Genomic DNA, 25,175 nt, shown 5'->3' with positions numbered 1-25,175 from the left:
AGCGCATCGCCTGTTACCCCGCCTTTTACTTCGGTCACCGTACGGAACGAGGTGTCGGACTTCCATTCATAAAAGGCATTAAAAGAGGGAGTTGAGCCCCTTGGTTTCTCACATGCTGGACAACGGCCGACGCATCACGCTCGACGGCAGCACTCTGCGCACCACCGATATCGCCGCCCTCGCCGAACGCACCGCACACCCCACGGCGCCCGACCCCAAGGCCTTCGCCCGCGCCGGGGAGTCCTGGGAAACCGCCCGCCGCCTCGCCGCCACCGGCCGGGTCTACGGGCGCAGCACCGGCGTCGGCGCCAACCGCACCCAGGACGTCGGGGCCGCCGACGCCGACCACGGACTGCGGCTGCTGCGCAGCCACGCCGGCGCGATCGGCGACCCGCTGCCCGGCCGCGAGGTCCGGGCCATGCTCGCGGTACGCGCCAACCAGCTGCTGGCGGGCGGCGCGGGCCTGAACCCCGCCGTCATCACCTCCCTGCTCGCCGCCCTGGACGCCGGCGCCCACCCCGTCGTCAACGAACACGGCGCCGTCGGCACCGGCGACCTGGCCGCGCTCGCCCAGACCGGCCTCGCGCTGGCCGGCGAACACCCCTGGCACTGCGAGCCCGGTGGCCGGGCCCCCGCCCCCATCGCCCTCGACAACAACGACGCCCTCGCCCTGATCAGCAGCAACGCACTCACCTTCGGCCAGTCCGCGCTCGCCCTCGACGAACTGCGCCGGCTGCTGGCCGCCTCGCTCCCGATCGCCGCGCTCTCCCTCCTCGCGGTCGGCGGCTCCTACGAACCCTTCGCCGAACCGGTCATGCTCGCCCGCCCGCACCCCGGCTCCACGGCCGCCGCCGCCCGGCTGCGCACCCTCTCCGGCATTCCGACCCGCCCCACCGCGCCCCTCGGCCGCATCCAGGACCCGTACGGCTTCCGCTGTCTGCCGCAGATCCACGGCCCGGCACTGGACGCCGCCGACACCCTGGACGGGGTGCTGACCGTCGAGGTGAACGCCGCCGCCGAGAACCCCCTGATCAGCATCGAGGACCAGGCCGCCTACCACCACGGCAACTTCTACGCCGCGCACGCCGCGCTCGCCCTGGACACCTTCCGGCTGGCCGTGCTCCAGACCGCCCGGCTGTCCACCGCCCGGCTCGCCGCGCTCTCCGAGCCCGACCTCACCCGGCTGCGGCCGTTCCTGGGCGACGCGGCGCCCGCCAGCTCCGGCGTGATGATCCTCGAATACGCGGCCGGCGCGGCGCTCGGCGAGATGCGCGCGGTCTCCCACCCGGCCTCCCTCGGCCACGCCGTCCTCTCCCGCGGCGTCGAGGAACAGGCCAGCTTCGCCTCCCTCGGCGCCCGCCAGGCCCTGCGCGCCTGCACCTACTACCGCCAGATCCTCGCCTGCGAACTGGTCGCCGCCATACGCGCCTTGCGCATGCGCTCCCTGGAACCCGACCCGGGCCTGCCCCTCGCCACCGCCTTCTCACTCGCCGCCGAGGCCCTCGACCCGCGGATGGAGGACCGCCCGCTGACTGATGATGTGGCGGTGGCGATGGGGTTGCTGGACGGGATGGCGGGGGTGTGAGGGGGCTTTGGCTGGAGCTGTGCGGGGTTGGCGTTTTCCGGAGAGGTGAGGGGGACGTGGGTGGGAGCTGTGCGGGGTCGGGTGGGGACGTGAGGGGCTCGGACGTGGTCCCGCACGGCCGGACCGCACCGCGGCCGCCGGCGCCCGGGGCGTCCCCGTACGGCCGGATCGCGTGGCGTAGCCCGGACCGGAGCGGGCCAGGAATTCCGTACAGTCGGTCGACACAGGACAAGGCCCCCGACCGGGCCGGGAAGAAGAGGCGATGAGCGGGGACGCGGACAACGGCGGCGGCATCGGCGGAGCGGCCGGCGACGGGCCGCGGGACCGGGCCGGTACGACGCGGGGCACGCGGGCCGTCGCGGGCACGGGCGCGGACGCCGGGCGGGAGAGTGGTGTGGGCGCCGGGAGGAACGCGGGTGCGGATGCCGGGCGGGATGCCGGTGCGGGCGCCGGGCGGGATGCCGGCGCGGCCCCTGGTGTGCAGGCCGGTGCGGATACCGGTACGGACACCGGCACCGCCGCCCGGCTCCAGAAGCTCTTCGAGGGCCACCGGCTGACCCCCACCCAGCGCCGGATCGCCCACTGCATGGTGCGCCGGGCCGCCGACGCGCCCTTCCTCTCCAGCGTCGAACTGGCCGAACTGGCCGGTGTCAGCCAGCCGTCCGTCACCCGCTTCGCCGTCGCCCTCGGCTTCGACGGCTATCCGGCGCTCCGCCGCCATCTGCGCGAGGTCGCCCCCACGGACAAGCCCGATGACACCGGCTCCTACAACGAGTACCAGCAGGCGGTGCAGGCCGAGATCGACAACCTCCGCCATCTCGCCGCCGCCCTCGCCGACCCGTCGCCGGTGATCGAGGCCGGCCGCCTCTTCGCCGCCTCCCGCCCGCTCCCCGTCCTCGGCCTGCGCGCCGCCACCGCCCAGGCCGCCGGCTTCAGCTATTTCGCCCGCAAGGTCCACCCCGACGTCCGGCTGCTCGACGAGGGCGGCACCATGCTCACCGACCGCATCGACGCCGCCGTACGCGCCGGGGCGAGCGCCCTCCTCTGCTTCGCGCTGCCCCGCCACCCCCGCGAGGTCGTCGACGCGCTGGAGTACGCCCGCACGGCCGGTCTGACCGTCGTCACTGTCGCCGACAGCGCCTTCGCCCCCGTCGCCCACCACACCGACCTGCTCCTCCCGGCCCCGGTCGGCACCGGCCTGGCCTTCGACACGGCCTGCGCCCCCATGCTCCTGGGCCGCGTCCTCCTGGAGGCCATGTGCGACGCCCTGCCCGACGCCCAGGCCCGCCTGGAACAGTTCGACGCGAGGGCGGCGGCCCGGGGGTTGTTCGTGGAGTGAGGCAAGGGGGTGGGCGGGGCGGGGCTCACCCGTTTCGGTGGCGTCCCGTGGGGTGTGGGTGTTTTCCCCGCTCCCTGACGTTGCCGGGTACGCCGCTTCCGGAAGCTGCTCCGGAACGCCGCTCCCGGACAACCGCTGCCGGTCGGCCTGTGCCCGGCGTCGGCCTCTGGCCTCGGTCCCCGGGCCCTCGCTCCCAGGCTCTCGGCTCTCGTTCCCGCCTCCCGGCGGCGGCCCTTGGCCGTGGCTCTCTACCGCCCCCCGCCGCCGGTGGCGGTTCGGCTACGGCCGGCCGAGGTCGTCGAGGGCTGCCGCGTGGTCCGAGCCGCTCTCCGTCGTGAGTTCCTCCAGCGTCTGCGGGGTGCGGATGGTCGCGAAGCGGATGGCGCCGTCGGAGTCCGGGGCGTAGCCGTAAATCCCGGGGCGGGGGAGGGAGTTGTAGGCGAAGTGGGTGGAGAAGTAGTACGCGCCGGTGTCGAGGAGGGCGGCGTGGTCGCCGGCCTCCAGGAGGGGGAGCGGCCGGTTCTCGGCGACCAGGTCACCCGCGAAGCAGCACGGCCCCGCGATGTCCTGGCCGACCGGAGCACCCGTCTTGGGGCGCCCCTCGGCGTCGTAGCCGGCGACCCGGATCGGCCAGGCCTCGGGGACGAAGACCGTACGGGTGGCGACCTGCGCGCCGGCATGGGTGACCGCGATCGGCCGGCCGCCGGCCGACTTCGCGTACTCGACGCGGGCGAGGACCGTGCCGTGCTTGGCCAGCAGTGAACGGCCGAACTCGGTGACCAGGCCGTAGCGTCCGGACAGCAGCCCGGGCACGGCTGCGTGCAGCAGCGCGGCGTACTCGCGGTAGGTCGGCGTCCGGGCGTCCGAGGAGAAATTCACCGGCAGACCGCCGCCGATGTCGAGGGTGTCGATCTGGCGCCGGCCGGCCTTCTCGTTGATCTCTTCGGCCAGCAGGTACAGGGCCCGTACGCCCGCGGCCATCAGCTCCAGCGGCATGCCCTGGGAGCCGACATGGGCGTGCAGCCGGGTCAGCCACGGGCGGGCGAGGAAGGCGTTGACGACCCACTCGCGGGCGCCCTCGTCGCGCAGTGCGACACCGAACTTGGAGGTGTCGGTGGCGGTACTCATCGCCCCGATGGTGCCGCCGCCGATCTGCGGATTGACCCGCACGCCGATGGGCGCGGAGCTCGGTGCGGAGGCCATCAGCGCGTCGATCCGCGCCAGTTCCTCGGGGTTGTCGGCGTTGACGGCGATCCCGAGGGCCAGCGCCTCCCGCAGCTCGGCGAGGGTCTTGGCGGGTGAGTCCAGGACGGTCCGCGCGACCGGCACCCCGGCGGCACGCGCCAGCGCCAGCTCACCGGGACTGGCCACCTCGCAGCCCAGCCCTTCCTGCGCGAGCAGCTTCAGTACGGGTACGAGCGAGGCCGCCTTCACCGCGAAGGCGTGCAGGACCGGGGTGCCCGGCGCGGTGAACTCCTCGAACGCCGCGCGGAGTTCACCCGCCGAACGCCGGATCCCGGCAATATCCAGCAGCCCGGCCACGGGCTCCCCCGCCCCCACCAGCCCCCGCGCAACGGCTGCCTCTACGGCTCGGTCCCGGTCCGTGAACGTCATGACTCAACTCCATCATTGGCTGGGGGTACGACGCCAACGCACACCGGTGGCATGGCAGCGGTGGCGGAGAAGGCGCTGGTCAGGCCACCTCCGGGTCCGATCGTGGGGCCGCTCTGACACCGGCTTCGGGCTTGGATCTGCCTCGCCAGGGCCCGCTCCCGGGCCGCCCGGCCCTCAGCCCGCCCGGCCTCGGGACCGCGCTGGGGCCGCCCCCGATCCCGGGCCTGGGCGGGCATCCCTCCCTCAGACCCCCCGCCCCCCGCTCAGCGACGCCTTGCGGTGGCGTTCGGCGAGGCGGGAGCCGGATTCGCGGCGGGCGGCGCGGCGGAGAAGGGGGATGGCGAGGAGGAAGCCGAGGACGGCCCAGGCGGTGAGTATCAGGGCCACGGTCGGGAGTTCCCAGGAGCCGGCTGGTTCCGCGGCGCGGGCGGCGTCCGGCAGGAGGGCCGAGCGCAGGCCCTGCGCCATCCACTTCAGCGGAAAGACGGAGGCGATCTTCTGGACCATCTCGGGCAGCGCGCTGAGCGGGAACATCGCCCCGGAGGTGATCAGCAGCGCCATGACGGGCAGCATGATCAGGGCAAGCGCCTCACGCGGGTTCGGGAGTACGGCGCCGATGGCCGCTCCCAGCGGCACGACGGCGAGCAGTCCGAGCACACTGACCCACAGCAGCGTCAGCCAGCCTCCCGGCCCGTGCGGCAGTGGGCCGTCCACCAGCAGTGCGGCCGTTCCCAGCAGCAGGACCAGCGTGCCGAACGCCATCGCGACCACCAGCAGCGACTTGGCGACGAGATAGGCCGGTATGCCGCCGGGCGTGGCACGCAGCCGCAGCAGTGCGCCCTCCTCGCGCTCGGTCACCAGGATCTGCGGGAGGTTGACCAGCCCGATCTGGAACAGCAGATAGGCGGCGAAGCCCGAGAGCGTCAGATGGGCCATCGGGACCTGGGTACCGGGCACCTTGTCGCCGAGGTAGCCGGCGAGCACCAGGGCCACGACGACGTTGACCAGATGGCCGCTCAACTCCTTGGGGTTGCGCAGGAGATGGCGCAGCTCGATGCCGCCGCGCAGGACGCCGGCGCGCCAGTAACGGCGGCGGGGGTGCGGGGCGGCGGCCTCCCGGGGCGCCGTCGCGGTCGGGCGGGCCGGGCCGGTAGCGCCCGCCGGGGGAGTGGTCCGCGTGGTGCCGGCCCCCTCGGTCGTGTCCGTCGTCGCTGTCGTGTCCGTCCCGGCTGTCACGTCGGTCCCCCTCATGCGGCTCGCTTCTCCCCGTCCGAGGCCCCGGCCTCGCTCGCGTCCGTGGTCCCGGCGCCGTCCCCGGCGTCCCGGTGGACCATGTGCAGATAGGTGTCCTCCAGCGTCGGCCGCCGGACCTCCAGGTCGGCGACCGGTCCCCCCGTCTCCCGGTGGAGTTCCCAGACCAGCTGGGACGGGTCCTCGGTACGTTCGCGCCGGGCCGTACCGTCGGGTGCCGTCCAGCGGACCTCGGCCTGGGCGGCGGCCCTGCGGGCCAGTTCCGACGGGGTGCCGTGGGCCCGGATCCGGCCGTTGACCAGCATCGCTATACGGTCGGCCAGCCGCTCGGCCTCGGCCAGATCGTGCGTGGTGAGCAGGATCGTGACGCCCTCGTCGCGGGCGAGCCGTTCGACCAGATCGTGGAAGTCGCGCCGGGCCTCGGGGTCGAAGCCGGTCGTCGGCTCGTCCAGGAAGAGGAGTTCGGGGCGGCCGACGATGGCGAGTGCGACGTCCAGACGGCGGCGCTGGCCGCCGGAGAGCCGGTCGACCTGCTGGCGGGCCTGCTCGGTGAGGCCCACCAGGGCGAGGAGTTCGGCCGGGTCGCGCGGCCGCGGGTAGTACGTGGCGAAGTGCGTCAGCAGCTCGGCGACCTGCCAGCGGCGGTGGTCGCGCCAGGACTGGAGCACCAGCCCGATGCGCGCCCGCCAGGCGTCGTCGCCGCGTGCCGGGTCCGTGCCCAGGACGGCGACCTCGCCGGCGGAGCGCTGCCGGAAGCCCTCCAGGATCTCGACGGTGGTGGTCTTCCCGGCACCGTTGGGGCCGAGCAGCGCGAAGATCTCGCCGCGGTGGATGTCCAGGTCGATGCCGTGCAGGACGTGTGCGCTGCCGTACGACATGCGCAAGTCGCGTACCCGGATGACGGGTTGGGGGGTGTCGGAGCCCGTAGGTGCCGGAGCCGTCACGGCCTGGCCTGCGGGCTGGTGGTCGGTCGTCGTCATCGGCCCGCCTTCGCGTGGTGTTGCCGTTGCTGGGTGGCTGATGCCGTCGTGCCGGCGTCTTCCGGCGTCTGCCCGGCAGCAGCGGCGGGCCCGGCGCCCTCGACGATGGCCCGGAGCGCGGCCACATGTCCCTCGAAGGCGGTCCGGCCGCGGCCCGTCAGCCGTACCTTGGTGCGGCGTTTGCGGCCGCCGCCCTCCTTGCGGATCTCCAGATATCCGGCCTCTTCCAGGGTGTGCAGCTGCTTGGAGAGCGCGGAGTCGCTGAGCGAGAGGCTGTCGCGGATGAAGGGGAAGTCGGCCCATTCCGTGGCGGCGAGCAGCGCCACCACGGACAGCCGGGTGGAGGGGTGGATCAGTTCGTCGAAGCCGCTCGGGGTGGTCATCGGACCGCCTTCTCGTGGCTGGCTCGCCCGGCCCGGTCGCGGAGCGTGCTGACCGCCCAGCGGTTCGCCGGGCCGACGAAGAGCAGGAAGGTGGCCGCCGAGAGGGTGGCCTGGATCAGGCTGCCGAACGGCAGCGCCAGCCACTCGACCAGACGGCCGGAGAGCAGGATGGCAACGAGAGTCACCACCATGCCCGCGAAGAAGGTCGCGAACGACCGCCAGCTGTGGCGTGAGCGGTGCAGCCGGATCCGCGTGCGGCGGTTGTAGACCACCGCCAGGGTGCCCAGTACGGCGATATAGGCGGTCAGCGTCAGCCAGAACGCCCACCTGGGCAGATCCAGGCCGGAGACGGCGAGGAACATCCACATGATGGCGGCGGTGGTGTACGTCGCCCCGGTGTCGCCCTGGGCGGTTCTCTCGATTTCGTCGTACACCCGCTCCTGCGGCACCCGGATGCGCTGTAGATCCTGCCAGGCCTGTTCGGCATCCACGGTCGTGGTCATGGTCATCGCCTCCCCAAGGCGGTCGAGCTTTCCCCGTTTACTTGCCCACTAGGAAAGTTAGCGCAGACTTTCCCAGTGGGCAAGTCAAAAATCGCGGACGGCTTGGCCGGTTCGCATGGCTCGCCGCGTGTGGCTCGCCGCGCCCTGTTGACTAGCGCTATTCATCGACCCCAGTATGTGAATAGCTCAATCCAATCGATGTCAGGGAGGCACGGCCCATGTCGGGACCGCGACCCGTGCGGGCACCGCGCGGTACGGAGCTGAGTGCTCGGGGATGGCAGCAGGAAGCCGCGCTGCGCATGCTGCAGAACAACCTCGATCCGGAGGTGGCCGAACACCCGGACCAGCTCGTCGTCTACGGCGGCACCGGCAAGGCCGCCCGTGACTGGCGCTCCTTCGACGCGATGGTGCGCACGCTCACCACGCTCAAGCAGGACGAGACGATGCTCGTCCAGTCCGGCCGGCCGGTCGGCGTGATGCAGACGCACGAATGGGCCCCGCGGGTGCTCATCGCCAACTCCAACCTCGTCGGCGACTGGGCCAACTGGGAGGAGTTCCGCCGCCTGGAGGCCCTCGGCCTGACCATGTACGGGCAGATGACCGCCGGTTCGTGGATCTACATCGGCACCCAGGGCATCCTCCAGGGCACCTACGAGACCTTCGCCGCCGTCGCCGCCAAGAAGTTCCACGGCACACTGGCCGGCACGATCACCCTCACCGCCGGCCTCGGCGGCATGGGCGGCGCCCAGCCGCTCGCCGTCACCATGAACGACGGCGTCGCCATCTGCATCGACGTCGACCCGCGCGCCATCGAGCGCCGGATCGAGCACCGCTACCTGGACGTGAAGGCGGACAGTCTCCAGCACGCGCTCCAGCTGGCCGTCGAGGCCCGTGACCAGCGCAAGCCGCTGTCCATCGGTCTGCTCGGCAACGCCGCCGAGCTGCTGCCGCAGATGCTCGCCGAGGGCGCGCCGATCGACATCGTCACCGACCAGACCAGCGCCCATGACCCGCTGGCCTACCTTCCGGTCGGCATCGACTTCGACGACATGGCCGCCTACGCGGCGGAGAAGCCCGCCGACTTCACCCAGCGGGCGCGCGAGTCGATGGCCCGGCATGTCGAGGCCATGGTCGGCTTCATGGACGCCGGCGCCGAGGTCTTCGACTACGGCAACTCGATCCGCGGCGAGGCCCAACTCGCCGGATACGGGCGGGCCTTCGACTTCCCCGGCTTCGTCCCCGCCTACATCCGGCCCCTGTTCGCCGAGGGCAAGGGGCCGTTCCGCTGGGCCGCGCTGTCCGGCGACGCCCGGGACATCGCCGCCACCGACAAGGCGATCCTGGACCTCTTCCCGGAGAACGAGTCGCTGGCCCGCTGGATGAAGATGGCCGGGGAGCGGGTCCACTTCCAGGGCCTGCCCGCCCGGATCTGCTGGCTCGGCTACGGCGAGCGCGACAAGGCCGGTGAGCGCTTCAACGAGATGGTCGCCGACGGCACCCTGCGCGCCCCGCTGGCCATCGGCCGCGACCACCTCGACTGCGGCTCCGTCGCCTCGCCCTACCGTGAGACCGAGGCCATGAAGGACGGCTCGGACGCGATCGCCGACTGGCCGCTGCTCAACGCCATGGTCAACGTCGCCTCCGGCGCCTCCTGGGTCTCGCTGCACCACGGCGGCGGTGTCGGCATGGGCCGCTCGATCCACGCCGGGCAGGTCACCGTCGCCGACGGCACCCCGCTGGCCGGCGAAAAGATCCGCCGGGTGCTCACCAACGACCCCGGCATGGGCGTCATCCGGCATGTCGACGCGGGCTACGAGCGCGCCGACGAGGTGGCCGCCGAGCGCGGCGTCCGCATCCCGATGCGCGAGGGCGAAGGCGAGGGCGCGTGACCTCCTCGTTCCACGAGATGTGGGAGGAGCTGCGGCCCCTCGGCCGCGACTCCTCCTCCGGGGGCTACCGCCGCTACGCCTGGACCGGCGCCGACGCCGACTGCCGCGCGTGGTTCCGGGCCCAGGCCGAGGCCCGCGGGCTCAGCTACGAACTGGACCGCAACGGCAACCAGTGGGCCTGGCTCGGCGCCACCGGCTACCAGGACGTGGCTCCCGGCGACGCCGTCGTCACCGGCTCCCACCTGGACTCCGTACCGGACGGCGGCGCCTACGACGGCCCGCTGGGTGTCGTCTCCTCCTTCGCTGCGCTGGACGAACTGCGCAGCCGGGGAGCGGAGTTCGGCAAGCCGCTGGCCATCGTCAACTTCGGCGACGAGGAAGGCGCCCGCTTCGGTCTGGCCTGCGTCGGCTCCCGGCTCGCCGCCGGGGCGCTGACCACCGAGGCCGCCCACCAGCTGCGGGACGGCGACGGCACCACCCTCCCGCAGGCCATGGAGCGCGCCGGATACGACCCCGAGGCCATCGGCCCGGACCCCGAACGGCTCGCGCGGATCGGCGCGTTCGTCGAACTCCACGTCGAGCAGGGCCGCGCCCTGGACCTGTCCGGCGATGCGGTCGGCATCGCCTCCGCCATCTGGCCGCACGGCCGCTGGCGGTTCGACTTCCACGGCGAGGCCAACCACGCCGGCACCACCCGTCTCGACGACCGCCGGGACCCGATGCTCAGCTATGCCGCGACCGTGCTCGCCGCCCGCGAACAGGCCCGGCTGGCCGGGGCCCTGGCCACCTTCGGGAAGATCAGCGTGGAGCCGAACGGCGTCAACGCCATCCCCTCGCTGGTCCGCGGCTGGCTGGACTCCCGCGCCGCCGACCAGGAGACCCTCGACACGGTGATCACCGGTATCGAGCGGGCGGCCGCCGAGCGCGCCGCCCGCGACGGGGTGGACCTGACCGTCGTCCGGGAATCCTTCACCCCCGTCGTGGAGTTCCAGCACGCCCTGAGGGACGAGCTGAGCGCGATCCTCGGCAAGACGGGGGAGCGGGCCGTGCCCGTCCTGGGCACCGGCGCCGGGCACGACGCCGGTATTTTGTCCGGCACCGTCCCCACCGCGATGCTCTTCGTCCGCAACCCCACCGGGGTCTCGCACTCGCCCGCCGAAGCGGCCGACGAGGACGACTGCGTCGCCGGGGTCACCGCACTCGCCGACGTACTGGAGGGGCTGGCGTGCCACTGACGCCGCAGGCAACACCGACGACGTACTGGCTCGAACACGCCTGGCTCGGCACCCATGTCGAGCCGGGCGTGGCCGTGGACACCGCGGACGGGCGGATCACCGCCGTCCGCACCGGCGTGGACACCCCGCCGCCCGGCGCCACCGCGCTGCGCGGCCTGACCCTCCCCGGCCTCGCCAACGCCCACTCGCACGCCTTCCACCGCGCCCTGCGCGGCACTGTCCAGGTCGGCACCGGGACCTTCTGGACCTGGCGCGAGATCATGTACAGCGTCGCCGACCGGCTGACCCCCGACACCTATTTCGCCCTCGCCCGCGCCGCCTACGCCGAGATGGCGCTGGCCGGCATCACCTGCGTCGGCGAATTCCACTATCTGCACCACGCGCCCGGCGGCACCCGCTACAGCGACCCCAACGCCATGGGTGAGGCGCTGCTCGCCGCCGCCGCCGAGGCCGGTATCCGCATCACCCTCCTCGACACCGCCTATCTCTCGGCCGGCTTCGGGGCCGCGCCCAACCACCACCAGCTGCGCTTCTCCGACGGCACCGCCGACCGCTGGGCCGAGCGCGCCGACGCACTCAAGGAGCGCCCGCACGCCCGCATCGGCGCCGCGATCCACTCCGTACGCGCCGTCCCCGCCGGGCAGCTCGGCACCGTCGCGGACTGGGCCCGCGCACGGCAGGCCCCCTTGCACGTCCACCTCTCGGAGCAGACCGCCGAGAACGACGCCTGCCGCGACGCCCACGGCGTCACCCCCACCCGGCTGCTGGCCGACCACGGCGCGCTGGGCCCCCGCACCACCGCCGTGCACGCCACCCACCTCACCGATGAGGACATCGCGCTCCTCGGCGGCTCCCACACGGGCGTGTGTATGTGCCCCACCACCGAACGCGACCTCGCCGACGGCATCGGCCCGGCCGTCCGCGTCCAGCAGCAGGGCAGCCCGCTCTCCCTCGGCAGCGACAGCCACGCCGTCATCGACCTGCTCGAAGAGGCCCGCGCCATGGAGCTCGACGAACGGCTGCGCACCCGCACCCGCGGGCACTGGACGGCCGCCGCCCTGCTGCGCGCCGCGACCGCCGACGGTCACGCCGCCCTGGGCTGGGACGACGCCGGAACGATCGAGGCCGGGTCGCTCGCCGACCTCACCACGATCGCACTGGACTCCGTACGCACCGCCGGGCCACCGCCCCGGCTGGCCGCCGAGACGGCAGTATTCGCCGCCTCCGCGGCGGACGTACGACACACCATCGTCGGCGGGCGGCAGATCGTCCGGGACGGTGTGCACACTCTTGTCCCCGACGTACCCACCGCCCTCGCCGCATCCATCGCCGCCGTACGCGGCTGAAGGAGAACACCCCCGCGATGACGACGACCTCCGCGCCCACCACCGCCATCACCCACATCGCCCAGCTCGTCACCAACGACCCCTCCCTCGGCGAAGGCCCCCTCGGTCTGATCCAGGACGCGGCGGTCGTCATCGACGGCGACCGCATCGCCTGGGTCGGTCCCTCCAGCAAAGCACCCGCCACCGACAACGCCGTCGACGCCGGCGGCCGGGCAGGCATCCCCGGTTTCGTCGACTCCCACTCCCACCTGGTCTTCGCCGGTGACCGTACCGCGGAGTTCAACGCCCGGATGTCCGGCCGCCCTTACTCCGCCGGCGGCATCCGCACCACCGTCGCCGCCACCCGCGCCGCCACCGACGAGGCCCTGCACGCGAACATCGCCCGCTACCTCGCCGAGGCGCTCCGCCAGGGCACCACCACCCAGGAGACCAAGTCCGGCTACGGGCTCACCGTCGACGACGAGGCACGCGCACTGCGCATCGCCGCCGAGCACACCGACGAGGTCACCTTCCTCGGCGCGCACATCGTCCCGCCCGACTACGCCGACGACCCGGCCGGCTATGTCGACCTGGTCACCGGCCCGATGCTGGACGCCTGCGCCCCGCACGCCCGCTGGGTCGACGTCTTCTGCGAGAAGGGCGCCTTCGACGGCGACCAGGCCCGCGCCGTCCTCATGGCGGGCCAGGCCAAGGGCCTGGTGCCGCGGGTGCACGCCAACCAGCTCGGCCACGGCCCCGGCGTCCAGCTCGCCGTCGAACTCGGCGCCGCCTCCGCCGACCACTGCACCCACCTCAGCGCGGCCGACATCGACGCCCTCGCGCAGTCCGACACCGTCGCCACCCTGCTGCCGGGCGCCGAGTTCTCCACCCGCGCCCAGTGGCCCGACGCCCGCCCGCTCCTGGACGCCGGCGCCACCGTCGCGCTGTCCACGGACTGCAACCCCGGCTCGTCCTTCACGAGTTCGATGCCGTTCTGCATCGCGCTGGCCGTCCGCGACATGGGAATGACCCCCGACGAGGCCGTGTGGGCGGCGACCGCGGGCGGCGCCCGCGCACTGCGCCGCACGGACGTCGGCCGGATCACCCCCGGCGCCCGCGCCGACCTCGCCCTCCTGGACGCGCCCTCGCACGTCCACCTCGCCTACCGGCCGGGCGTCCCGCTCGTATCGGCCGTGTGGCGCAAGGGAGTTCGCGTCTGACGCCCGCACCGCCCGTATGACGTCCGCCCCGGCTCCACCGAGCCGGGGCGGACGTCGTGCAGGCACCAGCAAAGGAGGGCCCGTCCCGAGTACCCCGGGGCAGGCCCTCCTCTGCGCGGGCGACTGCCGGCCGCGTGGGCCGGCAGGGACCGCGGTCCCTCACTCGTCGATCATCAGCCCCTTGCGGAGCCGGACGAGGGTGCGGGAGAGCAGACGGGAGACGTGCATCTGGGAGATGCCCAGCTCCTCGCCGATCTCGGACTGCGTCATATTGGCGACGAAGCGCAGCGAGAGGATCTTGCGGTCACGCGGCGGCAGTTCGGCGATCAGCGGCTTGAGGGACTCCACGTACTCGATGCCCTCGAGCCCGTGGTCCTCGTAACCGATGCGGTCCGCCAGCGCGCCTTCGCTGTCGTCCTCCTCGGGCTGGGCGTCCAGCGAGCTCGCGGTGTACGCGTTGCTCGCGGCCATCCCCTCGACGACCTCGTCACGGCTGATGTCGAGGCGCGCGGCGAGTTCGTGCACCGTGGGGGCGCGGTCCAGCTTCTGCGCGAGTTCGTCGCCGGCCTTGGCGAGGTCCAGACGCAGTTCCTGAAGCCGCCTCGGTACCCGCACCGACCAGCTGGTGTCGCGGAAGAAGCGCTTGATCTCGCCGACGATGGTCGGCATCGCGAACGTCGGGAACTCGACGCCACGGCTGAGTTCGAAGCGGTCGATCGCCTTGATCAGGCCGATCGTGCCGACCTGGACGATGTCCTCCATGGGCTCGCTGCGGGAGCGGAACCGGGAGGCCGCGAACTTCACCAGCGCGAGGTTGAGCTCGACCAGGGTGTTGCGGACGTACGCGAATTCGTGGGTGCCTTCCTCGAGCGTTTCGAGTCGCTCGAAGAGGGTCTTGGACAGAGCCCTCGCGTCCACCGGGCCCACCTCGTCGAACGGCGGGATCTCGGGCAGATCATCGATCTCAGTCAGTCCTGCCAGATCTGATTCGGCAGGCAGCGGCTGGGAAGGGATCTGTCCGGTCGGGTCGGACGGGGGTGTCGACGATGCGGGCTGCCGGGTGTCGTCGGTGCGCAATTCGTCGAGCCGGGGTGACATGGTCTCCTCCATCGTTCTCGGCATATGGCTGCCGATGCCTCTACGCGAAGCTGCGGTGTGCGGCGCCTCCAAAGCCGGCCGTTTCGAATGTGTGCTTCTACGCCTACCTGGCTTTGGCTGAAGATGGCAAGTGCGTGTTGTCCGTATATTGAGCAATATGCGGATTGTTCGGCTACCGAGAGGCGTCGGGAAGGCGTAGGGTTCGACGGAGCGCAGTCGGTAAGCAAACAGTCGTCTAGACAGCAAGAGGGGTGCGCGCGCATGGACCGCGGGACGGTCGGCAGTGCAAGCCGGGGCCGGCTTCACGTCGAGATCCGCCATCACGGCGCCAGCGCGGTGGTGACGGTCTCCGGTGAGCTGGATCACCATACGGCTGATCTGTTGCGTGAGTCACTGGAAGGCTGTGTGGACGACGGCTATGCACGCCTGGTGGTGGACTGCTCACCCCTTGAGTTCATGGACTCCACCGGTCTCAACGTGCTCCTCGGCGCGCGCCTGAAGGCGGAGGCCGAGGGGGGCGGGGTGCATTTGGCGGGGATGCAGCCGGTGGTGGCCCGGGTCTTCGAGATCACGGGCGCGGAGGCGGTCTTCACGGTGCACGACTCGCTCGACGCGGCGCTGGCCGACTGACGTGACGGCGGAGCCCGGAACGTTGCATTCCGGGCACGTAGTACGTGTCACAACTTCCGTACCCAAGAAGTGGGTGTTCTCACCGCCCGGTCGGGCAGGAGACATCTGAATCCTTGAATCAGTCAGTATCTGTTTTCCGTGAACAGGCGAATCGGTGAGGTGAAGCGCTGATGAGCACCACCCGGCCGTACCCGCCGGGCGATCTCGGCCCGGAGCCGGGCGGCGCCGGCGCTTCCGCCGCCCCGGCAGCAGCCCCCCCGGCGGGCCAGATCCGCCGGCTGCGCCTGGCGGGCGCCCGAGGGGCCGTGGCGCGCGGCCGTGACTTCGCCCGGCAGGCCCTGCACGACTGGGGCTGGCTGCCGGCGGCCGGCGCGGACCGGCGGGCCGCGGCGGAGGATGTGCTGCTCGTCGTCTCGGAGCTGGTCACCAACGCCTGTCTGCATGCCGAGGGGCCCGAGGAGCTGCGGCTGCGCTGCACCGGCAAAGTGCTGCGCCTGGAGGTCAGTGACCTCGGGGCCGGCCAGCCCGCGCCGCGCAGCCCCCACCGTCCGGGCCGCCCGGGTGGTCACGGCATGTTCATCGTGCAGCGGCTGTGTCTGGACTGGGGCGTGGTGCGCCACGCCGACGGTGCGGGCAAGACCGTATGGGCGGAGCTCGCCGCGCCGTCCTGAAGGGGCGGCTTCGCCGGGGGAGAGTTGAGCGCGGGCCGGTGGGCCCGCGCTTCGTCGTGTGCGGAATCTTCCGTTCGGCGCCCCCGGGCCGCCGCGCTCCAGGCCGGATTTCCCCGCCGCCCCGGCTCCGGGCCGATCGGGGCTGCGCATTGCCTTCCCTCGGCAAGGTCCCCGGCGTACCTTGAGCGGCCAATCTGATGTGCCGTCAGTTGCATCCGGCGGTGCGCTCACGGGAGAAGGGGAACCGAGGTGGCCCGCTTCTACGAACAGCACGGCAGGCGCCCGGGCCGGGCGGCCGGTCTCGCGGTGGCCGTGGCGATGGCGGCGGGGTCCGCGGTGATGCTCACCGCACCGGCCGCCCATGCCCAGGTCGTCGACGTCAACTACCAGTGCAAAACGCCGATCGGCAACAAGGGCGCGGTCTCGCCCATCGACATCAAGAGCACTGCCACCAGCGGCGCGTACAAGCTCGTCATGTCCTTCCAGAAGGGCGTCTCCTCCAGCCCGGTCGAGCTGGGCAAGGGCGCCATGAAGCCGACCGCGCTGATCCAGCTGGGCGGGGCGGAGAGCGGTACGGTGCCGGTCTCCGGGCCGCCGAACGACCAGGCCATTCCAGCCAACACCCCCATCAAGATCAGTGACTTGAGCGGCACCTATACGCCCAAGGGCAGCGGCAAGGTCACTTTCACGGCGTCCACCCTCACCATCAAGGCGCTGGGCACCACCACGACCTGTACGCCCAGCAACCATCCCCGGCCCGCGCTGACCCTGGACGTGAAGGGGTCCGGCGGCGCCTCGGGGAGCACCGGCGGTTCCGCCACCGGCGGCGGCTCCGCCGGCGGGCAGCTGCCGCAGACCGGACCCGCGGACTCCGCCGTCGCGCTGGGCACCCTCGGCGGCACGGTGCTGCTGGCCGGTGCGGCCGGGGCGCTCTGGCTGACCCGCCGTCACCAGCGGGTGTGACCCGCCGCGCGGGAGGCCAGGACCCGCGCGGTGCCCCGCCGTGCCCCGTACGCCCCGCTTCCCCGGCCGGCACGGGGAGGCACCCCCTCGCACCAGGAGCCGCCGATGCCGTTCCGTACCCGCACAGCGGTCAGCGGTGCGATCCTCGCGACCGCCGCCGTGCTGCTGTGCCCCGCCGCGGCCGCGGCCCGGCCGGCCGCCGCACCGGGGGCGACGCCGGGCTGGTCCGCCGCGCCCGCGCCCGCCGACGGGGCCGCACCCAGCGCCCGGGACCGCCCGTACTTCTACCTGGCGGGCGCGCCGGGCACCGTCATGAACGACCGGGTGTCCCTGCGCAACCCCGGCGGCCGGGCCGTCACGGTACGGCTGCGCGGCTCCGGCGGATGGCTCGCGTTCGCCGCCAAGGAGGTGACGGTTCCGCCGCGCACCCGGGCGACCGTCCCGTTCACGGTGACCGTGCCGCCGGACGCGGCCCCCGGTGAGCACTCCGCCGCGCTGGTCGCGACCGCGGGCGGCACGGGGCGCGGGGCGGCCGGGCGGGACACCGTACCGGTGCATCTGCGGGTGACCGGGCCGGTGCTGGCCGCGCTGACCGTGGAGAACGTGGCGGTGCGCGGCCGGGGCGGGGCGGCGGTCATCCGGTACACGCTGGTCAACCGCGGCAACACGGTGCTCACCCCGCGGCTCGCGGTGCGCGCCGACGGGTTCTTCGGCCCGGTGCTGCGGCGGGCCGCCCGCACCCTGCCGGACCGGCTGGCCCCCGGGCAGAGTGCCGATCTGACAGAGACCTGGACCGATCCGCCCGGGCTGGACGCGGTGAAGGTGCGGCTCACGGTGACCGCGGACGGCGGTGCGCACGGGTCCGCCACCGCCTCGTACTCCGCGCTCCCCTGGGGCGTCGTCGCCGGGCCGGCGTTCCTCCTGGCGGGCGTGGGTGGCCTGGTGGCCGTCCGCCGCCGCCGCCGACGGCGTGCCAAGGGGACGGGCGAGGGACGGGGCGGCGAACCCGTGTGCAGCGGGGACGGCGCGGCGCGGCCGCCCGCAGGGGAAGCGGCGGGCCCGGCAGCGGAGTTGGCGAGCAGCGGATCAGGAGCGCGCGCGTGAACGGCGAGACGGGTACGGGCAGGTCGACGGGCAGCGGCGGGGCCCGTGCGGGGACGCTCCGGGCGGCGCGCGCGGCGGAGCGTGCCGTTCGGCGGGGGAGACGGCGGGCCGCGGCCGCGCTGGTGCTGTGTCTGGCCCTCGCGCCCGCCCTGCTGCCGGCCGCGGCCGCGCAGGCCGCTCCGTACGCCGCCGCCCACGCCCGGTATGCCTCAGCCCAAGTCCCGTATGCCTTTGCCCCGTACGTCACCGCCGCCGACGGCAAACCCACCGTCCGGCTCTCCGCCAAGGAGGCGGGCAAGGGCGGCAGCGTCACCGTCACCGGCCGCGGCTGGCGGCCCAAGGCGCTGCTCACGCTGCTGATCTGCGGACAGAACATGATCGGCGGCACCAACGCCTGTGCCAACGGCGACGGGCGTGCCGTCACCACGGATGCGCACGGAGCGTTCCGCCGGAAGCTTCCGGTCGCCGAACCGCCCAAGCCCTGTCCCTGTGTGGTGCATGTGGCGACCGTGACCGGTGCGGCGGCCGACGCGGAGGCGCCGTTCACCGTGGCCGGCCACCCGGTGGCGCCGCTGCCCAAGGAGCCCACCGGTGGCCGGCTGGCGGTCGTCGCCCAGCCCCGGCTGACGGGCAGCAGCAACCTGCTGACCTGGTTCGGCGCCCCGGCGCAGCGCGAGTTGCGGGTCACCGTCGGCAATCTCGGCCCGGTGCCGGCCAAGGACCCGGTCTTCCAGGTCGGCACCTCCCACGGCGTCTTCGCGCCCCGATGGGCGGAGCAGCAATGGCGGGGGACCGTCCCCGCCGGGAAGAAGGCCGAGGTCAGGCTGCCGGTCGAGCTGCCGGCCGGCGCGCACGGGGACTATCTGGTCTCCCTCAAATACGGCGGCAAGGTCCTGGTCGAGCAGCCCTGGGGGGTCGGCAGGCCCTGGGGCGTGACGCTGTTCTGGGTGCTGCTCTGCGTGGTGGTCCCGACGGCGGTGTTCCGCATCGGGATGGCCGTCGTGGACCGGGTCCGCCCGCACCTGCCGGGCCGGGACCACGGGCGCTCCGCGGGCCGGCCGCGGCCGGCCGGACGCACCCACGCCGCCGGCCGGCCGCCCGGCGCGGCCGGAAAACGCATCAGGAACCGAACCGCGCGGGAGCGCACCGGAGACGGCACCGGTACGCCGGACGACTCCGCCGCGCTGCCGTGGTTCACCCCGGACACCGCACCGTCCACCACCACATCAACCGAACGACCGACGTCGAAAGGTTCTGCGTGATGAGGCAACGGAGGAGAGCCGCGGTGGCCGCGACGGCCGCGCTGGTGCTCGCGGGTGCGGGCATCATGACCGCGGCCGGGACCGCCCAGGCCGCGGAGGTGTCGTACAAGACGGAGTGTCTGCCGCCGCCGATATCCGGGCTGCCGCCGATCCAGGGCACCACGAAGGTGGCGGTCAGCGCGCCGGCGACGGCGAAGGTCGGCGAGGAGATCGAGGTGGTCTGGAAGACCGTCGAGGGGGCCTCCAAGAACCCCGACATCCTCGATCTGGGGGAGAACACCGTCCAGCCGACCGGCACGATCAAGGTGGCCGGGGCCCAGACCGGCGATCTGGCGATGCAGGGGCCGCGGAAGAATCCGCCGATCCCCAAGGGCGGCGCGATGAAGCTGTCCGACATGAAGGGCAAGCTCAAGCTGGCGAAGCCGGGTGAGGTCACCCTGACGCCCGGCTTCTACAACATCAACGTCAACCAGCCGATCTCGACGGACACCAAGTGCTCGCCGAAGGAGACGGTGCAGCCCGCGGTGACCATCAAGGTGACCGACGGCGGGGGCGGTTCCGGCGGCACGACCGGCGGCGGCACGTCCGGGACCACGTCGGGCACCACCGGCGGCAGCACGACGGGGACGACCGGCGGCACCACCACGGGCGGCGGTTCGGCGGGGACGTCCTCCGGGGGCGGCACCGACGGCGGTACGTCCGCCGGCTCGTCCGGCGGTTCGACCTCCGGCGGCTCCGGCGGCGACCCCGACGGCACCGCCTACCAGGGCAAGGAGATCGAGGTCCCCTACGCCTGCAAGACGCCGATCGGGGACAAGAAGGCGACCTCGCCGGTCCGGATCAACGCCGTGAAGAAGGGCGGCGGTTACGACCTGACGGTCAAGTTCAGCAAGTCCGTCATGGACAGCCCGGCGGACATCCCCAAGGGCTCGGTCAAGCCGTCGATGGCCGTCAAGGTCGGCGGCGCGGACAAGGGGTCGGTGAAGGTCGAGGGGCCGACGAACGCCGGGCCCATCAAGTCGGGCCAGCCGATCGAGATCCCTGATCTGAAGGGCACCTACAAGCCGGGGGCCACCGGCAAGGCCACGCTCACCCCGGGCGTGCTCACCGTCAACGCCCTCGGGACGACCACCACCTGCACCCCGGAGAAGGACCCGGGCGTCTCGCTCGCCCTGGACACCTCGGCGCAGCCGGGCGGTACGTCCGGCGGTTCGGCGGGCGGTGCCGGCGGCGCGGCGGCCTCCGGCGGCAGCGCCGGACCGGCCGGTGTCTCGGGCGGCAGCAGCGGCGGCCTCGCCGAGACCGGTGCGAGCGACCACGGCGCGCTCACCGCGCTCGGCCTCGTCGCCGGCACCGTGATCCTGCTGGGCGGCGCGGTGTTCACGTTCCTGCCGCGGCGCCGGACGCAGGTCCGCTGACCCGGTACGTCCACGGCACACACGAAGGGGGCGTCGCACCGGTGGTGCGACGCCCCCTTCCGTTGTGCGGGGCCGGCAGGCGTCAGTTGACGCTGCCCATCATCTGCTTGACCCGCTTGCGGGACGTCCAGATGCCGACGCCGGCGAGGACCGCGAGGCAGGCCTCGACGGCGACCGAGAACGAGGTGTTCAGGTCGACGTTCAGCTGCGGCGAGGTCAGCAGACCCGCCACCGAGTCGCCCGCGGTGACCGCGAGGAACCAGACACCCATCATCTGGGAGCCGTACTTGGCGGGCGCCATCTTCGTGGTGACCGACAGGCCGACCGGGGAGAGGCACAGCTCACCGACGGTCTGGACGAAGTAGATCGCCACCAGCCACATCGGGCTGACCTTGCCGCCGTTGGCGGCGGTGTCGATCAGCGGGATGAGGAAGACGCCGAACGAGACGCCGATCAGCGCGAGGCTGGACGCGAACTTGACGGCGGTGCTCGGCTCCTTGCCGCGCTTGTTCAGCCACAGCCACGCCGAGGCCACCAGCGGGGCCAGCGCCATGATGAAGATCGGGTTCAGCGACTGGTACCAGGACGTCGGGAAGTGGAAGCCCAGCAGGTCGTTCGTGGTGGAGTTCTCACCGAAGATCGACAGCGTCGAGCCGTTCTGGTCGTAGATCATCCAGAAGATGGCGGCGACCACGAAGAACCAGATGTAGCCCGAGAGCTTGGACTGTTCGAGGTCCGTGAGCTCCTTGTCGCGCTTCATACGGGCCAGCACCGCGATCGGGATGACCAGACCGGCGATGGTGATCGGCATCAGCGCCCAGTTGGCGAAGTTCCCGGTCAGCGCGAGCACGGTGTAGAACACGGCCGCGACGATCAGCCAGATCAGGCCCTTGCGCAGTGCGGAAGCCCGCTCCTGGGGCGTCGCGGGCTGGGCGACGACGTTGCTCTCCGCGCTCAGATGGCGGGTGCCGAGCAGGAACTGGGCGAGGCCGAGCGCCATGCCGACGGCGGCAAGCGTGAACCCGAAGTGCCAGTTGACCTTCTCGCCGACGGTGCCGATGCTCAGCGGGGCCAGGAAGGCGCCGAGGTTGATGCCGATGTAGAAGAGCGTGAAGCCACCGTCACGGCGCGGGTCCTCCGGGCCGTCATAGAGGTGGCCGACCATCGTGGAGATGTTCGCCTTCAGCAGGCCGGAGCCCAGCGCGACCAGTATGAGACCGGCGAAGAAGCTCGCCGAGGTGGGCAGGGCCAGCGTGATGTGGCCCGCGATGACCACTCCGGCGCCGATGGCGACCGTCTTGCGCGGTCCCCAGAAGCGGTCGGCCATCCAACCGCCCGGCATGGCGAGCAGATAGACCATCGCCATGTACACGGAGTAGATCGCGGTGGCCGTGGTGGCCGGCATATGCATGCCGCCGGGCGCGATCAGATACAGCGGGAGGAGTGCTTTCATGCCGTAGAAGCTGAAGCGCTCCCACATCTCGGTCATGAAGAGAGTGGCCAGTCCGCGGGGGTGGCCGAAGAAGGTTTTGCCGCCCTGCGCAGGGTTCCCCTGCTGAGCAGCGTCCTTCGTCAGGCTGGACGCCATGGATGCTTCCTTGCTGCTACGGGACGCGTTCGCACGGCGATACGCGCCCGGGTGGGGGGGTGACCGGCACCGGGTAGTCCCGCCCGCCTCCACGTCCGGGAGGTTCGGCACCCTCAGGGCCGGCAGGACGGTCATACCCCAGAATCCACGCCCCCGTGGGGCAAGCGCGCCGGACCCGGTCGGCAGGTCGATCACTGTGTGACGGGGCCGTTGGTGGCGGTCCCGGACACAACGAGGGACCGATGACGTCAGTTGAGAGTCAAAGGTCCCGGAATGTGCGACGGACGTTCATCCACCATACGACTCGTTCTGTCAGGGAGGGGCTGCGTGAGACAACGGTCACACCGCCGAGGGGAACCATCTGCGCCGGCCGTTCGCTCACGCGCTCTCGCGCGCGCCCGAGGCTTGTGCAGCTCAGGGCCCTATCGGTGCAGGAACGGTCCGTCGTCGGCCATCCGCGCTGGTCCGCCCCTCGGCGCCGGTACATCGGACTACCATCGGGCCATGACCCGTGTACTGCTCGCCGAGGATGACGCGTCCATCTCGGAGCCGCTCGCCCGCGCACTGCGCCGCGAGGGTTACGAAGTCGAGGTGCGCGAGGACGGCCCGACCGCCCTCGACGCCGGTCTCCAGGGGAACATCGACCTCGTCGTCCTGGACCTGGGGCTGCCCGGGATGGACGGCCTGGAGGTCGCCCGTCGGCTGCGCAACGAAGGCCACTCCTTCCCCATCCTGGTGCTGACCGCCCGCGCCGACGAGGTGGACACCGTGGTGGGCCTGGACGCCGGCGCCGACGACTACGTCACCAAGCCCTTCCGGCTCGCCGAACTCCTCGCCCGCGTACGGGCCCTGCTGCGCCGCGGCTCCACCGCCGAGCCCCAGCAGCCGCCGGCCACCCACGGGGTGCGGATCGATGTCGAGTCGCACCGCGCCTGGATGGGCGAGGAGGAACTCCAGCTCACGGCGAAGGAGTTCGACCTGCTGCGGGTCCTGGTGCGGGACGCCGGCCGGGTCGTCACCCGTGACCAGCTGATGCGCGAGGTCTGGGACACCACCTGGTGGTCCTCCACCAAGACGCTCGACATGCATATCTCCTGGCTGCGCAAGAAGCTCGGGGACGATGCCGCCAACCCCCGCTACATCGCCACCGTCCGCGGTGTCGGCTTCCGCTTCGAAAAAAGCTGAAAAGAGCCGCTGACCCGTGCGCCGCCGCCTGATCAACTCCACGCTCGCCGTGGTGCTCGTCGTGATCGCCGTCTTCGGTGTCTCGCTCGTCATCGTCGAGACCCGCACCATCGAGGCCGGTGCGCAGGAGAGCGTCGCGTCCGAGGCGATCCGGCTCGTCGGGATAGTGGAGAGCCGGCTGGGCAGCGGCGAGAAGATCACCCCGGACATCCTCTCCGAGCAGATCACCGCCAAGCGGTACGCGCGGATCTCGGTGCCCGGCAAGACGCCGATCGAGATCGGGAAGCGGCCCTCGGGCGATGTCATCGAGTCCCGGGTGCGCGGCGACCGCGGTGAGTCCGTCGCGGTCCAGGAGTCCCGCTCCATGGTCAGCGCGGAGATCGGCCGGACGCTGCTGGTCATTCTCGCCGTGGCACTGCTGGCGATCATCGCGGCGGTGATCCTGGCCGTCCGCCAGGGCCGCCGGCTGACCGCGCCGCTCACCGACCTCGCGGAGACCGCCGAGCGGCTGGGCTCCGGCGACCCCCGCCCGCGCCACCGCCGCTACGGCGTCCAGGAACTGGACCGGGTCGCCGATGTGCTGGACGCCAGCGCGGAGCGGATCGCCCGGATGCTGACCGCCGAGCGGCGGCTGGCCGCGGACGCCTCCCACCAGCTGCGGACGCCGCTGACCGCGCTGTCCATGCGGCTGGAGGAGATCACCCTCACCGACGATCCGGACACCGTGAAGGAAGAGGCCACCATCGCGCTGGCGCAGGTGGAGCGGCTGACGGATGTGGTCCAGCGGCTGCTGACCAACTCCCGGGACCCGCGCAGCGGCTCGGCGGTCGCCTTCGACCTGGACGAGGTGGTCAAGCAGCAGATCGAGGAGTGGCGGCCGGCCTACCGCAGCGCGGGACGGGCCATCGTGCGCTCCGGCAAGAAGGGGCTGCGGGCCGTCGGCACCCCCGGCGCGGTCGCCCAGGTACTGGCCACCCTGATCGAGAACTCCCTGATGCACGGCGACGGGACGGTCGCGCTGCGGACCCGGGTCACCGGCAACCAGGCGGTCGTCGAGGTCACCGACGCCGGGCCCGGGGTGCCGGCGGACCTCGGCTCACGGGTCTTCGAGCGGACCGTGTCCGGCCGCAACTCCACCGGGCTGGGGCTGGCCGTCGCACGGGATCTGGCGGAGGCGGACGGCGGCCGGCTGGAGCTGCTCCAGCAGCATCCGCCGGTCTTCGCGCTGTTCCTGGCCCGGGAGGCGGAGCCCACCGAGGAGTGAGCGGCGGGCGCGCGCGGCCGGGCCGGAGCGCGCCGGGCTACTTGCGGGAGGAACTGCGCGGGCGCCGGGAGCCGTCGGCGAGGAAGGACTCGGCCGTCTCTATGGCCTCGCGCGCGGGCAGCGTACGGAAGACCCAGGTGCGGTAGGACCAGAAGCGGAAGAGCGTGGCGACGCCGATGCCGAGGAACTTGAAGACGTTGTTCTGGAGCGGGCTGTCCCAGTGGAAGCCGTAGGTCGCGACGTAGAGCAGGCCGTTCTCGATCACCAGGCCGATCGCGCTGAACAGCAGGAAGAGCGTCAGCTCCTTGGTGCGGCCCCGCTTGTCGCGGTCGCGGTAGGTGAAGTAGCGGTAGCCGAGGTAGTTGGTGCCGGTCGCCACGACCGTCGCGATGATGCTGGCCCGGACGACGGGCACCTCGGTCAGCTGCCGTACGAGGTTGAACACCGCGAAGTTGACCACGACCCCCGCGCCGCCGACCGCGCCGAACTTCACCAGTTCACGAGTGAGCGCCTCCAGCCGCGACCGCAGTGCGCTCCGTTCACTCATGGTGATCGTTCAGCTCCCCGTCGTATGCGGTCTCCGCGGGCCGTCAACCCGGGTCCGCTCCCTCATGCTAACCACGCCCCGAGGCGAGTGCCTGCCACACGACGGGGGCGCGGGCAACCCC

General features: G+C 72.5%; 22 protein-coding genes. 14 read left to right on the top strand and 8 right to left on the bottom strand.

Translation table 11 applies throughout. The features are described 5' to 3' along the window. Positions 1 to 112 precede the first annotated feature (112 nt). Complete coding sequence (locus tag CP981_RS15635) at positions 113 to 1,585, top strand: aromatic amino acid ammonia-lyase (protein ID WP_085926343.1); 1,473 nt, start codon at positions 113 to 115, stop codon at positions 1,583 to 1,585. A 262-nt stretch (positions 1,586 to 1,847) separates the two neighbouring features. Further along, entirely contained in the window at positions 1,848 to 2,924 is a 1,077-nt protein-coding gene (locus CP981_RS15630; protein WP_085926344.1) for a MurR/RpiR family transcriptional regulator, read from the top strand. Between the two features lie 279 nt (positions 2,925 to 3,203). Here CP981_RS15630 and CP981_RS15625 read toward each other — a convergent pair whose 3' ends face one another. The 5 genes from CP981_RS15625 to CP981_RS15605 all read right to left on the bottom strand — a co-directional run bounded on the left by CP981_RS15625 (position 3,204) and on the right by CP981_RS15605 (position 7,655). Continuing rightward, positions 3,204 to 4,538 (bottom strand): type III PLP-dependent enzyme domain-containing protein, encoded by a 1,335-nt coding sequence (locus tag CP981_RS15625; RefSeq protein WP_085926345.1) that lies wholly within the window; start codon positions 4,536 to 4,538, stop codon positions 3,204 to 3,206. Positions 4,539 to 4,781: 243 nt separating this feature from the next. Then, entirely contained in the window at positions 4,782 to 5,774 is a 993-nt protein-coding gene (locus CP981_RS15620) for an ABC transporter permease (RefSeq protein ID WP_425282132.1), read from the bottom strand. A gap of 11 nt (positions 5,775 to 5,785) precedes the next feature. Continuing rightward, positions 5,786 to 6,769 (bottom strand): ABC transporter ATP-binding protein, encoded by a 984-nt coding sequence (locus CP981_RS15615; protein WP_244329665.1) that lies wholly within the window; start codon positions 6,767 to 6,769, stop codon positions 5,786 to 5,788. Then, a complete protein-coding gene (locus tag CP981_RS15610; protein WP_085926347.1) occupies positions 6,766 to 7,152 on the bottom strand; it encodes a transcriptional regulator in 387 nt (128 codons plus the stop codon). Before CP981_RS15610 ends, CP981_RS15615 begins: the two co-directional genes overlap by 4 nt. Then, positions 7,149 to 7,655, bottom strand: a complete 507-nt coding sequence (locus CP981_RS15605) for a hypothetical protein (RefSeq protein WP_167536104.1) — start codon at positions 7,653 to 7,655, stop codon at positions 7,149 to 7,151. The genes CP981_RS15610 and CP981_RS15605 overlap by 4 nt, the downstream gene beginning before the upstream one ends. A gap of 218 nt (positions 7,656 to 7,873) precedes the next feature. On the opposite strand from CP981_RS15605, the gene hutU reads away from it, so the two are divergent. Genes hutU through hutI form a run of 4 tightly spaced genes read left to right on the top strand, consistent with a single transcriptional unit; the run spans position 7,874 to position 13,324 of the window. Continuing rightward, complete coding sequence (gene hutU / locus CP981_RS15600) at positions 7,874 to 9,544, top strand: urocanate hydratase (protein ID WP_085926349.1); 1,671 nt, start codon at positions 7,874 to 7,876, stop codon at positions 9,542 to 9,544. 17 nt (positions 9,545 to 9,561) lie between these two features. Next, complete coding sequence (locus tag CP981_RS15595; RefSeq protein WP_244330044.1) at positions 9,562 to 10,779, top strand: allantoate amidohydrolase; 1,218 nt, start codon at positions 9,562 to 9,564, stop codon at positions 10,777 to 10,779. Beyond that, positions 10,770 to 12,125, top strand: coding sequence for a formimidoylglutamate deiminase (locus tag CP981_RS15590; RefSeq protein WP_085926351.1), 1,356 nt, complete (start codon positions 10,770 to 10,772; stop codon positions 12,123 to 12,125). Before CP981_RS15595 ends, CP981_RS15590 begins: the two co-directional genes overlap by 10 nt. 17 nt (positions 12,126 to 12,142) lie before the next feature. Then, entirely contained in the window at positions 12,143 to 13,324 is a 1,182-nt protein-coding gene (gene hutI / locus CP981_RS15585; RefSeq protein WP_085926352.1) for an imidazolonepropionase, read from the top strand. Positions 13,325 to 13,483: 159 nt separating this feature from the next. Here the strand turns inward: hutI and CP981_RS15580 are convergent, their stop codons facing one another. Beyond that, on the bottom strand, positions 13,484 to 14,434 hold the full coding sequence (locus CP981_RS15580) for an RNA polymerase sigma factor SigF (RefSeq protein ID WP_425282131.1): 951 nt from the start codon (positions 14,432 to 14,434) through the stop codon (positions 13,484 to 13,486). A gap of 249 nt (positions 14,435 to 14,683) precedes the next feature. Here CP981_RS15580 and CP981_RS15575 point away from each other — a divergent pair, with 249 nt between their 5' ends. From CP981_RS15575 to CP981_RS15550, 6 genes are all read left to right on the top strand, one after another. After that, the gene (locus CP981_RS15575; protein WP_018093152.1) at positions 14,684 to 15,052 is read left to right on the top strand and encodes an STAS domain-containing protein; all 369 of its coding nucleotides are present in this window, start codon (positions 14,684 to 14,686) and stop codon (positions 15,050 to 15,052) included. A gap of 170 nt (positions 15,053 to 15,222) precedes the next feature. Continuing rightward, positions 15,223 to 15,723, top strand: coding sequence for an ATP-binding protein (locus CP981_RS15570; protein WP_085926354.1), 501 nt, complete (start codon positions 15,223 to 15,225; stop codon positions 15,721 to 15,723). Between the two features lie 249 nt (positions 15,724 to 15,972). Continuing rightward, on the top strand, positions 15,973 to 16,686 hold the full coding sequence (locus tag CP981_RS15565; RefSeq protein ID WP_085926355.1) for an LPXTG cell wall anchor domain-containing protein: 714 nt from the start codon (positions 15,973 to 15,975) through the stop codon (positions 16,684 to 16,686). A 105-nt stretch (positions 16,687 to 16,791) separates the two neighbouring features. Next, entirely contained in the window at positions 16,792 to 17,790 is a 999-nt protein-coding gene (locus CP981_RS15560; protein ID WP_085926356.1) for a COG1470 family protein, read from the top strand. Beyond that, the gene (locus tag CP981_RS15555; protein ID WP_244329664.1) at positions 17,787 to 19,052 is read left to right on the top strand and encodes a hypothetical protein; all 1,266 of its coding nucleotides are present in this window, start codon (positions 17,787 to 17,789) and stop codon (positions 19,050 to 19,052) included. The genes CP981_RS15560 and CP981_RS15555 overlap by 4 nt, the downstream gene beginning before the upstream one ends. Continuing rightward, a complete protein-coding gene (locus CP981_RS15550) occupies positions 19,052 to 20,470 on the top strand; it encodes a hypothetical protein (protein WP_085926357.1) in 1,419 nt (472 codons plus the stop codon). The genes CP981_RS15555 and CP981_RS15550 overlap by 1 nt, the downstream gene beginning before the upstream one ends. 82 nt (positions 20,471 to 20,552) lie before the next feature. Here the strand turns inward: CP981_RS15550 and CP981_RS15545 are convergent, their stop codons facing one another. Further along, on the bottom strand, positions 20,553 to 22,058 hold the full coding sequence (locus tag CP981_RS15545; protein WP_085926358.1) for a peptide MFS transporter: 1,506 nt from the start codon (positions 22,056 to 22,058) through the stop codon (positions 20,553 to 20,555). A 504-nt stretch (positions 22,059 to 22,562) separates the two neighbouring features. On the opposite strand from CP981_RS15545, the gene CP981_RS15540 reads away from it, so the two are divergent. Together CP981_RS15540 and CP981_RS15535 are read left to right on the top strand one after the other, a co-directional pair. Further along, entirely contained in the window at positions 22,563 to 23,243 is a 681-nt protein-coding gene (locus tag CP981_RS15540) for a response regulator transcription factor (RefSeq protein ID WP_033266590.1), read from the top strand. A 16-nt stretch (positions 23,244 to 23,259) separates the two neighbouring features. After that, a complete protein-coding gene (locus CP981_RS15535) occupies positions 23,260 to 24,507 on the top strand; it encodes an ATP-binding protein (RefSeq protein ID WP_085926359.1) in 1,248 nt (415 codons plus the stop codon). Between the two features lie 37 nt (positions 24,508 to 24,544). On the opposite strand, the gene CP981_RS15530 is transcribed toward CP981_RS15535, so the two are convergent. Further along, positions 24,545 to 25,054 (bottom strand): GtrA family protein, encoded by a 510-nt coding sequence (locus CP981_RS15530; RefSeq protein ID WP_085926360.1) that lies wholly within the window; start codon positions 25,052 to 25,054, stop codon positions 24,545 to 24,547. Between the last annotated feature and the right edge of the window lie 121 nt (positions 25,055 to 25,175).

Origin of the sequence: Streptomyces platensis (assembly GCF_008704855.1) — a bacterium.
Taxonomy (GTDB): domain Bacteria; phylum Actinomycetota; class Actinomycetes; order Streptomycetales; family Streptomycetaceae; genus Streptomyces; species Streptomyces platensis.
Note: the sequence above shows the minus strand (reverse complement) of the source record. Positions and strands in the feature narration are given on the sequence as shown.